General features: G+C 63.1%; 13 protein-coding genes. 7 read left to right on the top strand and 6 right to left on the bottom strand.

Annotated features, from left to right (window positions below; genetic code table 11):
- Positions 1 to 2: 2 nt before the first annotated feature.
- The 5 genes from PQR32_RS04235 to PQR32_RS04215 all read right to left on the bottom strand — a co-directional run bounded on the left by PQR32_RS04235 (position 3) and on the right by PQR32_RS04215 (position 4,526).
- A complete protein-coding gene (locus tag PQR32_RS04235; protein WP_408222574.1) occupies positions 3 to 602 on the bottom strand; it encodes a cytochrome b in 600 nt (199 codons plus the stop codon).
- Between the two features lie 184 nt (positions 603 to 786).
- The gene (locus PQR32_RS04230) at positions 787 to 1,593 is read right to left on the bottom strand and encodes a class I SAM-dependent methyltransferase (RefSeq protein ID WP_408222572.1); all 807 of its coding nucleotides are present in this window, start codon (positions 1,591 to 1,593) and stop codon (positions 787 to 789) included.
- Between the two features lie 300 nt (positions 1,594 to 1,893).
- Positions 1,894 to 2,997, bottom strand: coding sequence for an SAM-dependent methyltransferase (locus PQR32_RS04225; RefSeq protein ID WP_408222570.1), 1,104 nt, complete (start codon positions 2,995 to 2,997; stop codon positions 1,894 to 1,896).
- A 64-nt stretch (positions 2,998 to 3,061) separates the two neighbouring features.
- Positions 3,062 to 3,838, bottom strand: coding sequence for a DUF1295 domain-containing protein (locus PQR32_RS04220; protein ID WP_408222568.1), 777 nt, complete (start codon positions 3,836 to 3,838; stop codon positions 3,062 to 3,064).
- A 70-nt stretch (positions 3,839 to 3,908) separates the two neighbouring features.
- Complete coding sequence (locus tag PQR32_RS04215) at positions 3,909 to 4,526, bottom strand: lipocalin family protein (protein ID WP_408222566.1); 618 nt, start codon at positions 4,524 to 4,526, stop codon at positions 3,909 to 3,911.
- Positions 4,527 to 4,710: 184 nt separating this feature from the next.
- Between PQR32_RS04215 and PQR32_RS04210 the strand changes: the two genes are divergently transcribed.
- The 5 genes from PQR32_RS04210 to PQR32_RS04190 all read left to right on the top strand — a co-directional run bounded on the left by PQR32_RS04210 (position 4,711) and on the right by PQR32_RS04190 (position 8,809).
- Entirely contained in the window at positions 4,711 to 5,604 is an 894-nt protein-coding gene (locus tag PQR32_RS04210; RefSeq protein WP_408222564.1) for a LysR family transcriptional regulator, read from the top strand.
- 71 nt (positions 5,605 to 5,675) lie between these two features.
- Complete coding sequence (locus PQR32_RS04205; RefSeq protein WP_408222562.1) at positions 5,676 to 6,740, top strand: DMT family transporter; 1,065 nt, start codon at positions 5,676 to 5,678, stop codon at positions 6,738 to 6,740.
- Positions 6,741 to 6,916: 176 nt separating this feature from the next.
- Positions 6,917 to 7,120: a DUF3562 domain-containing protein gene (locus tag PQR32_RS04200; protein WP_132379526.1), complete on the top strand. Its 204-nt coding sequence runs from the start codon at positions 6,917 to 6,919 to the stop codon at positions 7,118 to 7,120.
- A gap of 139 nt (positions 7,121 to 7,259) precedes the next feature.
- Positions 7,260 to 8,363, top strand: a complete 1,104-nt coding sequence (locus PQR32_RS04195) for an NAD(P)/FAD-dependent oxidoreductase (protein WP_408222560.1) — start codon at positions 7,260 to 7,262, stop codon at positions 8,361 to 8,363.
- A complete protein-coding gene (locus tag PQR32_RS04190; RefSeq protein WP_408223078.1) occupies positions 8,339 to 8,809 on the top strand; it encodes a DUF6841 family protein in 471 nt (156 codons plus the stop codon). The genes PQR32_RS04195 and PQR32_RS04190 overlap by 25 nt, the downstream gene beginning before the upstream one ends.
- Before the next feature lie 161 nt (positions 8,810 to 8,970).
- Here PQR32_RS04190 and PQR32_RS04185 read toward each other — a convergent pair whose 3' ends face one another.
- On the bottom strand, positions 8,971 to 9,192 hold the full coding sequence (locus PQR32_RS04185; RefSeq protein WP_408222558.1) for a hypothetical protein: 222 nt from the start codon (positions 9,190 to 9,192) through the stop codon (positions 8,971 to 8,973).
- 168 nt (positions 9,193 to 9,360) lie between these two features.
- Between PQR32_RS04185 and PQR32_RS04180 the strand changes: the two genes are divergently transcribed.
- The gene (locus PQR32_RS04180) at positions 9,361 to 9,822 is read left to right on the top strand and encodes a GNAT family N-acetyltransferase (RefSeq protein WP_408222556.1); all 462 of its coding nucleotides are present in this window, start codon (positions 9,361 to 9,363) and stop codon (positions 9,820 to 9,822) included.
- A gap of 281 nt (positions 9,823 to 10,103) precedes the next feature.
- Positions 10,104 to 11,813, top strand: a complete 1,710-nt coding sequence (locus tag PQR32_RS04175; protein WP_408222554.1) for a molecular chaperone HscC — start codon at positions 10,104 to 10,106, stop codon at positions 11,811 to 11,813.
- Positions 11,814 to 11,817: the final 4 nt, after the last annotated feature.

Below are 11,817 nucleotides of genomic sequence, written 5' to 3'. Positions count from 1 at the left end.
GCTTACGGCACCATGCGCTTCAGAACCGACTTGCGATCGATCCACTGATGCTTCAACGCGCCGCCGATATGCATCGCCAGCAGCGCATAGAGCGCATAGCCAAGCCAGGTGTGCAAAGCGCCGAAGCGGTCGTGCAAGGTTTCCTTCAGCGCCGGATCGAGATTCATCACATAGCCAATACGCGGCCACGGAAACAGGTTGAACAGGTGCATGGGATGCGTCGCCGCGTCCTTCCATGCGGAATCGTGCAGCCAGCCGGACAGCGGCAGCGCAATCATCAGCAGATACAGCAGGAAATGCGCGACGTGCGCGGCGATCTTTTCCCACGATGGAAACTCGCGCGGCAACGGCGGCGGCTTGTGCGACATACGCCACAATATGCGCATGAGCGCGAGACCGAGCACGGTGATGCCGATCGACTTGTGGGTGTCGACCACCGGGCGCACCCAATCGTCCGGCAACGAATCCGCGCTCAGGCCGAGCACCACGTTGCCGATCATCAGCAGCGCGATTAGCCAGTGCAGGACCATGGCCGTACGCGTGTAGCGCGTTGGCACTGGCGTGCCGGTCGAATCGGTCAAAGAGTCGGCGTGTGTGTTCATGATTGTTCCGTCCGCAGCGGCATGGCTGCGAAAGCTGTTTGAAAATCCGGCGATGCCGTAGCACATCCAGGCGCGCCGATGTATAGGCAAACGCCCGAGTGTGCCGCTTTATTCCGCCGGACGCTTAATTCTATGTTTTCGGATTATTTCGCGCGCGCCGGCTCAGGCAGGCCGTTGTTGCACCTCAACCGTGCGCCGCCTCGCGCCGCGCGATCAGTGCGGTCGACTCGATCCGTTCGTCGAGCCAGCCGTTGGTTGCATGCGCATCCAGTAGTTGCCGGACGCGCGCCAGCAGTTCGTCCAGCCGCTCGCCGAGCCGTTCGCGCGACAGACTCGACATCGACAGCGGCCGCGTCACCAGCGATTCGACCGAGACCCGCCGCGTCTCGACGATCGACACGCGTTCGAGCATCGGAAATGGCGACTTCGCCAGCACCGCGTCGTGGCTTTCCCAGCCATCCGCCTTGCGCTGCATGCGCGCCGGGTCGCCCTCCGAGTACGCCTCGAGCAGCGCACGGTATGGCGCGAGCCAGGCCATCGGCGAGTCGGTGGCGAACGCTGTCGAGAACAGGGCCGCCGCGCCTTCCGGTTCGATCAGCGCATCCAGACGCGCGAGCGTGTCGGCCCGGTCCATCCAGTGAAACGCCCGCCCGATGACGGCCAGCCGAAAGCGCCCCAAAGCCGGCGACAGATCATAGGAACTCCCCTTGCGATACTCGATGTTCGGCGCAAGCCCCGCGCCCAGGCTCGCGGCGACGCGCAGCATTTCCGGTTCGGGGTCGAGCGCGAGACCCGAGCCGACCCACGACGAAAACGCCAGCGACAGTTGCCCCGGCCCGCAGCCGAGGTCGAGCAGCCGGTGCGAGCCGCCGAGCTCGCAGGACTGCGCGACGCGGCGGATCAATCGCGGCGAATACGGTGGGCGGCCCGCCAGGTAATGCGCGGCGGTGGTCCTGAAGCGGTCGGGGACGAAGGGGATCGGGGTGGTCATCGGCAATTCCAGGCGGGTCGGTTGCAGCAATGGCAAACGACGCACGGAGCGCCATTGTCGTTGCTGCGGCTCATTGCCGCCGCTGTTGCGAGGCAATTCGATCAGACAGGGTTTCCCTGCCTCGGGGTGCACCCAAGGTTTGATGCCCAGATCACTGTGCAGTTTCCTGCCGATTCGATAAGTCGCGGGGCGGCACTCGCAAGACGGTCGCTCAGCAGGAAGCCGGGTGTGAAAACACAATGAAAGCCAGCCGGCGCATCGCGTCGCGCCTCGCACCTAAGCGGATCGGCCGACCGCCGTTCAACGCTTCACGAACCGATAGTGCCCGATGCCCCACTCGTTTCCATTCGCGTAGCCGAACAGTTCAGCCACCGCCATATAGAACATGCGCCACCGTAGCAGCCACACTGCCGCATCGCGCGCGCCGTAGGTGTCGACTAGCATCGGCATCACCCGGTCACGCGCCGCATCGAGCGCGGCCAGCCAATGATTCGCCGTGCGCTCGTAATGCGTGCCGCTCACCCACCACTGCCGCTCCATGCGCAGGTCGTCCTGGAAATTGAGCAGCAGCGCCTCCGACGGCATCGTGCCACCGGTGAAAAAGTACTTCGACATCCAGTCGCTGCCGTCCTGCACCTGGAAGTGATAGGCCAGCGTCCGATGCGCGAAGAGATGCACGAACAGCTTCGCGTCGTCGCGCATCCAGCGGGCGATTTTCGCGAGCAGCAAGCCGTAGTTCTTCATATGCTCGAACATCTCGATCGACACCACGCGATCGAAACCGCGGCCAAGCTGCGCGTCGTCGAATTCGAAATCGACGATGTTGCCCGTCACCACCGAGAGGTTGTGCAAACCCGCCTCGGCCGCGCGTGCTTCGATGAACGCGCGCTGCCCATGTGAGTTCGATAACGCGACGACGCGCGAATTCGGATACCGCGCCGCCAGCCATAACGACAGCGAACCCCAGCCGCAGCCGAGATCGAGAATCCGCTGACCGTCGGCGAGTTCCGCACGCTCGGCATAGCGTTCGAGCATGGCCGCTTCGGCTTGCGCGAGCGTCTCGCCACCGGTCGGATACAGGCAGCACGAATACTTCAGATGCGACCCCAGATGCGCATGGAAGAACGACGCCGGCACCTCGTAATGCTGCGTGTTGGCGGCTTGCGTTTCGATGGCGATCGGACTCGCGCGCAGATCGTCGAGCAACCGGTTGAGCCGTTGCGCGCGCAACTCGCCGTTATCGACCGCTTCATCGCGCAGGCGCTGACGCATCAACTGACGCATGCCGAAACGGATCACGCCGTCCGGCAGCCAACCGCGTTCGCAGCTTTGAATGAGCCACCCGTCGCTGGGTTCGGCGGGCGACGGCGGCGGCATCGTGTGGTCAGAGGTGGAAAGGCTCATGAGGCTGACTCCGTGTCGTTTTCTGTGCTTGTTCGAAGGCGCGCTTTGTAGCGTCGCTGCATGCTCAATGCCGCGGCGGCCACGGAATCAGCGCGCTGGTGGTGCGCATGTAGTCGGCGTAACCGGGGCGCCGCTTTGCCATGCTTTCTTCGAGCAGCGGAATGCCGGAGAGCTTCAGCAACAGAAACGCCATCAGCACCGGCGGCAACAGCGTGAACCAACCCCACGGCGTCCCTATCGACAATGCGATATACGCGAGCCAATGCACGCATTCGAAGAAGTAATTCGGATGCCGCGAGTAACGCCACAAGCCGACACGGCACACGGCGTCGCGATTGGCCGGATCGGCCTTGAAGCTTTGCAACTGACGGTCGGCCATCGCTTCGCCGGCCACGGAGACGATCCACACCACGACGGCCAGCACGATCCATCCGGCGGCCGGCGCAGCGGCCCGGTACGACGGCGCAAGAAACGCGATGGACAGCAGCATCGAAATCACGACTTGCAACTGGAAAAACCAGAACATCCTGCTTGCTGCCTTGTCGCCCCATTCTTCGCGGAAGCGGTGATAGCGCGCGTCTTCCGGTTTGCCAGCATTGCGTCTCCATAGATGCGTGCCGAGCCGCACGCCCCAGATCAAACCGCCCAGCGCGGTCAGTGCCCGCGCGACGGGGTCGCCGGTGCCGAGCACCGCGTAGAGCACCGCTACGAGGCCGAGCGAATACGCCCAGATGGGATCGACCATGCCGGCGTTTTGGCTCTTCAACTGCCATGCCCAGATCGCGCTGAAAATCGCGACGAGTCCGATCAAGGCAATCACGGCGGCGGCAAGTGGCGGCATGGTTTCCTCATTCGACGGCGATGCGGGTTATACGCTGCGACGGCTGCATCGGATGCGTGCGAAGCGACCGTTAATCCTTGTCGCCCGGCGACGCAAAGCCCGGCTTGCCCAACTGATCCGGCCGCTGCGGTACGCGCCTGAAACGCGACGTGTCGTAGCCCATCGCATCGAGCCGCGCAAGCAAGACCCGATAGGTGTCGTCGCTCATGTCCGGCTCACGCGAAAAAATCCAGCCGAGGTTTTTGCCCGGATAGCCGAGGATCGTGTAGCGATAGTCTGGGTCGACGTATAGCGTCAGTTGCGTCACGCGGATGGGCCAGAACAGCTGCACGCTCCACTCGCCGCCGTCCTTGCCGGGCACGGGCGTGTCGAGAAACTGATAGTGCTTTTCCTCGGCGTCGAAGCGCTTCTTGCGGGCGTAGTACGAATCGTCGATCTTGCCGTCCGGGCGCAGTTTCCACTCGGCGCGGCTCGCCACCATGTCGCGCTCGGCGAAATACGGAATGTTCGCGATGATGTACCAGCGGCCCATATAGCGCGGCAAGTCGACGGGCACCGTGGCGAGCGGTTCGCTCGCGCGCGGATTGGGATTGGGCGGATCGTTGGAGCAAGCCGTGAGCGTTAGCAACAGAACGGCTGCAGCAACAGCAGCGGTGGCGGTGGCAGTGACGTAGACAACTCGGCGCATGGCAGCGGCCTCGAACGTGGCGGCAATACACGTATTACGTTCGACGAGGCCGTCTGGATGCGCGCGCCACTCGTGAAGCGGCGCGGCTGCTTCCCGCAAGGAGGCGCAACCCGATAACAGAATAAAAACGGCAAATAATGCTAAATTTACAAGACTACGGACTTCAATTCCTGAATCGACCCGAATGGAAAACCTGAGTGGGATCGTCGCATTCGTGCAAACAGCCGAAGCGTCCAGCTTCGTCGGCGCGTCGCAGCGGCTGGGCCTGTCGCCCTCCGCCGTCGGCAAAAGCGTCGCGCGGCTCGAACAGCACCTCGGCGTGCGGCTGTTACAGCGGAGCACGCGGCGCGTCAGCCTGACCGACGATGGCGAGCGTTTCTACGAGCGCTGCCGGCAGATTCTCGACGCGCTGAGCGAAGCCGAATCGATGATGCTGCAAGCCAACGCCGCGCCACGCGGGCGCTTGCGCGTGACTCTGCCGACCATCGGCTATCGTTTCCTGCTGCCGATCCTGCCGGAATTCGCCGGGCGCTATCCCGAGATCGACCTCGAACTGGATTTCAACGACCGCATCGTCGACGTGATCGAAGGCGGCTTCGACGCCGCGATCCGCAGCGGCGATCTGCCCGATTCGCAGTTGATGGCCAAGCGGCTCGGCCCGTTCCGCTTCGTGCTGTGCGCATCGCCGGGTTATCTGCAACGGAACGGCGTGCCGCTCGCGCCCGCCGATCTCGCGCACCACGCTTGCTTGCGCTTCCGCTTTCCGACCTCGGGCAAATTGCAGCACTGGGCGTTTCGCGGACTCCCCGAAGACGCAGCCGCGCGCTTTCCGACCGCGCTGACCTGCAACAACATGGAAGCGCTGCGGGCGGCGGCGGAACTCGGTCTGGGCGTGGCCTACATGCCGGACTTTCTGGCTCGCGACGCGATCCGCGCGGGAACGCTGCAAAGCGTGCTCGACGACCATCTGGCGCACGCGGGGCAGTTTTCGGTGCTCTGGCCATCCAGCCGGCAACTGTCGCCGAAGCTGCGTGCGTTCGTGGATTTTCTATCGGAGCGCTTGTTCAGCGAAGCTTAGCGGCGATACAAGCGGGGCGATCCGGTTAGCGTTATCGTGTCCGGAACGCCCGCTCCCACGCGAATTCCCTCATGCCCACCCGCTTCAACGCCGCATTCACCGCCTTGCTCGCCGCCGCCCTGTTCGGCGCGACGACGCCGCTCGCCAAAGCGCTGCTCGGCTCGCTCTCGCCGTTCCTGCTGGCCGGGCTGTTCTATCTCGGCAGCGGCTGCGGCCTTGCCGCGGTGATTCTGGCGCGCCGGCTGAAAGGCGGCCGCGCCGGGCAGCCGGCCGGCCACAGCCACTTCCCATCACGCGAAGTCCCTTGGCTGGCGGGCGCGATCGCAGCCGGCGGCATCGCAGGGCCCGCTTTACTGATGCTGGGCCTGCAAACGACGCCGGCCGCCACCGCTTCACTACTGCTGAATCTGGAAGGCGTATTCACCGCGTTGATCGCGTGGATCGTGTTTCGCGAGAACGTCGACGTGCAAGTGTTCCTCGGCATGGCCGCGATCGTCGCGGGTGGCGTGGCGCTGTCGTGGCAGCCGGGCGCAACGGCGCTGCCGCCGGGCACGCTGCTGCTGGTCGGCGCCTGTGCGTGTTGGGCCGTGGACAACAATCTCACGCGCAAGGTGTCGGCGCACGACGCGATGTTCATCGCCTGCATAAAAGGACTCGTGGCCGGTTCGGTCAACGTGGCGCTCGCGCTCACCCTCGGCGCCGCATGGCCGAAGGTCTCGACCGTCGCGCTCGCCATGCTCACCGGCTTTGCGGGCTACGGCGTGAGTCTGGTGCTGTTCGTCGTCGCGCTGCGCAATCTCGGCACCGCGCGAACCGGCGCATATTTTTCGGTCGCACCGCTATTCGGCGTAACCTTGTCGTGGCTGCTATGGCCGGAACTACCGCCGCCGCTTTTCTGGGTCGCCGCCGCGCTGATGACGCTCGGCGTGTGGCTGCACATTCGCGAACGTCATGAGCATCCGCACACGCACGATCCGCTCGAGCACTCGCATCGTCACCGGCACGACGCGCATCACCAGCACGCGCACGATTTCGCGTGGGACGGCGACGAGCCGCATACCCATCCGCACCGCCATGCACCCATGACGCACGCGCATGCGCATTTCCCCGACATCCATCACCGGCATACGCATTGATTTTTCGGCCGGCCGCGCCGCGCGGACGCTTGCTGCATCGCAAGACAAAAATCTCTCTGAAAAAAAATCATACGATAGACCGATTCAATTGGCATCGTCGCGCATCGCATCCTGTAATGAAACTCCTGTTGTCCGCGTGTCGTCCGTCCAACCTGTCTGCATATTTGGAGAGATCTATGTCACAACCCGAGCCTAATGTAGATGAATTAGTGAAAAGCATCGCTGAAGAAACCGATACACCGGCGGAAACGGTCTCGAAGATGTACGCAGACACCTTGGCCAACTACCGGCACGACGCGCGTGTGTTCGATTACGTACCGCTCTTCGCCGCGAAAAAAGTACGCAACCAGCTTCGCGACAGCTCGAATCGCAAACACTGACACGGCGGCGCGCGGAGACCACCGCCTGCTGAATCGCATTTTCGCCTCGACCGACTCGCGCAAAAATTCACATAACGCGCACCGATTTTTTTCCCGCTGATAGACTCTCGCCCAGAACCATCGACTCGGGGGAGTTGGCATGCGGGTAACGATCGTAGGCGCGGGCATCGCCGGCTTGAGCACGGCGTGGTCGCTCTCGAAACAGGGACATGACATCACGCTGATCGAGCAAGGCTCGATTCCAAATCCACTCGCCGCGTCGGGCGACCGGCATCGCATGATTCGTCGCGCATATGGCGATGCAGACGGTTATGCGCGAAACATCGAAGAGGCGTTCGATAGCTGGGACTTGCTGTGGAACGATCTCGGCGTGTCGCACTATGCAAATTGCGGCGTGCTCGGCATTTCGCAATTCGCGGGCGATGGCGCCGAACAGTTCCGCAACGGCCTCGACCGCATGGCGTTCGAGTATGAAAAGCTCGAACCACTCGAAGCAGCGGCGCGCTACCCGTTTCTCGACCCAGCCACGTTTCGTTACGCTTACCTCGACCACGACGGCGGCGCCCTTTTCAGCGAACGCATTGCACGCGACATGAAGGCGTGGCTCAAGATGCGTGGCGCCGACATTCGCATGCACACCAAGGTGCTCGCAGTCGACCCGCAGACCGCTTCCGTGCGCCTCGAGAACGACGTGACCGTGCGTGCGGACCGGCTCGTGGTCACCGCGGGCGCATGGACGCTGCAACTGTTTCCCACGCTCGCCGAAAACCTGATGACGTATCGCAACATCGTCGCCTATCTGGAGCCGCCCGCGGATCTGGAAGACGCGTGGTCGGCGGCGCCCGCGATCGTCGATACCGGTGGCGCGAGCGATGGCTATGTGCTGCCGCCGCTCGACGGCATTGGTCTGAAGTTTGGCGCCGGCATCAACAAGGCACGCGCACCGGACCCCGACGCGAATCGCGTTGCGGCGCCCGGTGAAGGCGACCGTTTGCGGCGGCTGTTTGCGCCGCCGTTCAGCCGCATCGATGAATATACGGTATCCGAAGTAAAAACCTGTGCGTACACGTTCACGGCGGATAACCGTTTCTTTTCGAAGCGCATCGGCAACACGCTGGTAGTGTCGGCTTGCTCCGGGCACGGCTACAAATTCGGCGCAGCGGTGGGGCGGCGAATCGCGGAGGCACTGGAGACGGACGACGACGCCACGCTCGCGCGATGGCTCAGAGCCGAGACGGCCTGAACGTTTTCCTCGATTCACATGCAACGATGGCTGACGCCAACGCATTGTTCATCCCGCAGCAGGACGACATCGACGAAACCGCGATGGCGCTTGCCGCGCGCGCCTGTATCGACGGCTTCACCGCCTGCTTCAACGCGCGCGATCTCGACGGCATGGACGCGCATTTGCATTTCCCGCACGTCATTCTTTCGGGCGAACAACTGGTGATCTGGGAACGGCCTGGCCAACTGCCCGCCGCTTTCTTCGACAACCTGGCGCGCGATACCGGGTGGCATCACACTGCGTATCAGGAAAAGGAAGTGGTACTGGTGAGCCCGCGTAAAGTGCACCTGCGTGTGGTGTATTCGCGCAATCGCGCGGACGGTTCGATCATTACGCAGCATCGCAATGTCTGGATCGTGACGTGGCAGGACGGGCGTTGGGGCATCAAGCAGCGTTCGTACTGAGTGCGGTTTGCGGTGTATCGGCGCGCTGACTGTACGAGCGGAAATTCATCGAGCGCGGCGCGCCCGGACGAAACGGCGTAGTCTCGTCGGGACTCGCACGCTCACGCGACAAACCGGTGACGCAGCGCGACAAGCCATTTGCAGGCGCACGCACTCTGCTGCTAGCCGACGCCACCACCGCACTCGCGCCGCTCACCATCCTGACGATGGAACCGTGCCGACTCGCGGTGACGAAACCCTTCTCCGCTGACCCGCTCGTCCGCGTACAAAACCGAATGACGGGCAACGCCCAGTTGCTCGGCGAGCGCGCGACTCGCGAGCATACGGCTGCCGTAACGAATGTCGCCGTCGCGAATCGCAAGACGCAGGCTGTCGTCGTGCAAGTCCTACTGCGCGAGTTTGCTCCCACCCAACGCGCGTTCGACATTCGGTACCAACAGCCCGTAGTCCAATTCGTGGCTCCACATTCTGAACGTACTGTGGATCTAACAATGGCACCGCAAATTTTCTATGCTGACGGTTTGGCGTCTTCACTCAACAAGGAACCGCACATGTCCGATTCGATTCAAATCCGCCCCGTCGTCCGCGGCGACTTCGACGCCTGGCTGCCGCTATGGGACGCCTACAACGCGTTCTATGGCCGCTCGGGCGAAACCGCGTTGCCGCGCGAGATCACGCAGATCACGTGGGAACGTTTCTTCGACGGCTACGAGCCGATGCATGCAATGGTGGCTGAACGCAACGGCCAGTTGCTCGGTCTCGTGCATTTCCTGTATCACCGTCACACGACGATGAAAGGACCGATCTGCTATCTGCAAGACCTGTACACGCTCGACACCGAGCGCGGCAACGGCGTCGGCCGCGCGTTGATCGAGGCTGTGTATGAGCGCGCCAAAGCCGATGGTTCACAACGCGTTTACTGGCAAACGCACGAAACGAATCAGACGGCGATGAAGCTTTACGACAAGGTTGCGGACCGCTCGGGCTTCGTGGTCTATCGCAAAGCGTTGTGATGCCGGGCGGCGGGCTCGCCTAGCACGCTTCCCGCTCGTCTCGCCGTGCCGCGCACTCTGTGCGGCACACTACAATTTTATGTCCGACCGATCTTGCGGCCGCCATGCGCCGCGCATTGTCCGGTCCGATTTCCGCCGGCTTCGTTTCCCGCGCCGCTCAAGTTTGCGTGCGGTCTGCCGTTATCGCCATTGGACGGAGCTACACCCGGCTCCACGCGGTTCATCAGCGAAAACTTGGGCGATCTCCTCATGGAGGGGCGCAAACGAATCGGAAACTGTACATGCCTTCGATCATCGGCATCGATCTTGGAACCACGCATAGTCTTGCGGCAATCTGGCGCGACGACCGCGCCGTGCTCATCCCCAACGCGTTGGGCGAGACGCTCACGCCCTCGTGCGTCTCCATCGACGGCGATGGCTCGATCCTCGTCGGCCGCCCCGCTCATGACCGCTTGCATACGCATCCCGAGCGCACGGCCGCCAACTTCAAACGCTATATGGGCACGAGCCGTACCGTGTCGCTCGGCATGCAAACGCTGCGTCCCGAGGAGTTGTCGTCGCTGGTGCTCAAGTCGTTGAAGGCCGACGCCGAAGCGTTTCTCGGCGAAACGGTCTGCGACGCCGTGATCGCCGTACCGGCCTATTTCAGCGACGCACAACGTAAAGCCACGCGCATCGCCGGCGAACTCGCCGGTCTGAATGTGCTGCGCCTCGTCAATGAACCGACCGCGGCCTCGCTTGCGTATGGCGTGCATCAACGCGACAGCGAGCGCAAGTTCCTGATCTTCGATCTGGGCGGCGGCACCTTCGACGTCTCGGTGCTCGACTTCTTCGAAGGCGTGATGGAAGTGCGCGCCAGCACCGGCGACAATTTTCTGGGCGGTGAAGACTTCACCGATGCATTGGTCGAGTTGTTCTGCCAGCGCAACGGCCTCAAGGTCCAATCGCTCACGCCGGTTGCCGCGCAACGTCTGCATCAACAGGCCGAACGCGCGAAACGTCAGCTTACGCAGAACGGCGTCGAAAGCGTCACGCTCGAACTCACGATCGGTGACGACCAGCATGCGCTCGAACTCGACACGGCCGCCGCGGAGCGTACCTGCGAGCACTTGCTGCAACGACTGCGCAAACCGGTGGAACGTGCATTGCGCGATTCGAAGATCGCCGTCGCCGCGCTCGACGAGATCATCCTGGTCGGCGGCGCCTCGCGCATGCCGATGGTCCGCAAGCTGGTCTCGAAGATGTTCGGCCGCCTGCCCGCCGGACATTTGAATCCGGACGAAGTGGTCGCGCTCGGCGCGGCGGTGCAGGCCGGCCTCGTCGGACGCGATGCCGGGCTCGACGAAATGGTGCTGACCGACGTCGCGCCCTATAGCCTCGGCATTGATACGGCCATGCAGGTCGGGCCCGCCCAGTTCGTGCCGGGTCACTTTCTGCCGATCATCGAACGCAATACGATCGTGCCGGTGAGCCGCACGCAGCGCATTTTCACGGTGCGCGACCGTCAGCAGATGTTGAGCATCAAGGTGTTTCAGGGCGAAGCGCGTCTGACCACGGACAACGTCGCGCTCGGTGAATTCACGCTGGAAGTGCCGCTCAAAGCAGCGGGCGAAGCGGGCGCGGATGTGCGCTTCACTTACGACATCAACGGCGTGCTGGAAGTGGAAGCCACCGCGTTTCCGGGCGGCGTAAAACGCGCGATGGTGATCGAAGAAAATCCCGGCGTGTTGACGCCGGAAGAAATTCGCGAGCGTCTCGCGGCGTTGAGCGCGCTGAAGATCCACCCTCGCGATCAACTCGAGAACCGGACGCTGTTGACGCGCGCCGATCGTGTCTATGAAGAAACGCTCGGCGATCATCGGCAATATCTGGCCGCGCATATCGCTCGCTTCCAGGCACTGATCGAGCGCCAGAATACCGATGAAATCGCGCAGGCGCGCCGCGAACTGAGCGCGCTGCTGGATCGCTTCGACGTGCATGTGACTTACTGACCGG

It is taken from the genome of Paraburkholderia dipogonis, assembly GCF_046027395.1.
Lineage (GTDB): Bacteria > Pseudomonadota > Gammaproteobacteria > Burkholderiales > Burkholderiaceae > Paraburkholderia > Paraburkholderia dipogonis_A.
Note: the sequence above shows the minus strand (reverse complement) of the source record. Positions and strands in the feature narration are given on the sequence as shown.

What these genes read in the sequence shown, in the direction of transcription:
- PQR32_RS04235 (WP_408222574.1), bottom strand. Translation starts at nt 602, where the DNA reads ATGAACACACACGCCGACTCTTTGACCGATTCGACCGGCACGCCAGTG.
- PQR32_RS04230 (WP_408222572.1), bottom strand. Translation starts at nt 1,593, where the DNA reads ATGACCACCCCGATCCCCTTCGTCCCCGACCGCTTCAGGACCACCGCC.
- PQR32_RS04225 (WP_408222570.1), bottom strand. Translation starts at nt 2,997, where the DNA reads ATGAGCCTTTCCACCTCTGACCACACGATGCCGCCGCCGTCGCCCGCC.
- PQR32_RS04220 (WP_408222568.1), bottom strand. Translation starts at nt 3,838, where the DNA reads ATGCCGCCACTTGCCGCCGCCGTGATTGCCTTGATCGGACTCGTCGCG.
- PQR32_RS04215 (WP_408222566.1), bottom strand. Translation starts at nt 4,526, where the DNA reads ATGCGCCGAGTTGTCTACGTCACTGCCACCGCCACCGCTGCTGTTGCT.
- PQR32_RS04210 (WP_408222564.1), top strand. Translation starts at nt 4,711, where the DNA reads ATGGAAAACCTGAGTGGGATCGTCGCATTCGTGCAAACAGCCGAAGCG.
- PQR32_RS04205 (WP_408222562.1), top strand. Translation starts at nt 5,676, where the DNA reads ATGCCCACCCGCTTCAACGCCGCATTCACCGCCTTGCTCGCCGCCGCC.
- PQR32_RS04200 (WP_132379526.1), top strand. Translation starts at nt 6,917, where the DNA reads ATGTCACAACCCGAGCCTAATGTAGATGAATTAGTGAAAAGCATCGCT.
- PQR32_RS04195 (WP_408222560.1), top strand. Translation starts at nt 7,260, where the DNA reads ATGCGGGTAACGATCGTAGGCGCGGGCATCGCCGGCTTGAGCACGGCG.
- PQR32_RS04190 (WP_408223078.1), top strand. Translation starts at nt 8,339, where the DNA reads ATGGCTCAGAGCCGAGACGGCCTGAACGTTTTCCTCGATTCACATGCA.
- PQR32_RS04180 (WP_408222556.1), top strand. Translation starts at nt 9,361, where the DNA reads ATGTCCGATTCGATTCAAATCCGCCCCGTCGTCCGCGGCGACTTCGAC.
- PQR32_RS04175 (WP_408222554.1), top strand. Translation starts at nt 10,104, where the DNA reads ATGCCTTCGATCATCGGCATCGATCTTGGAACCACGCATAGTCTTGCG.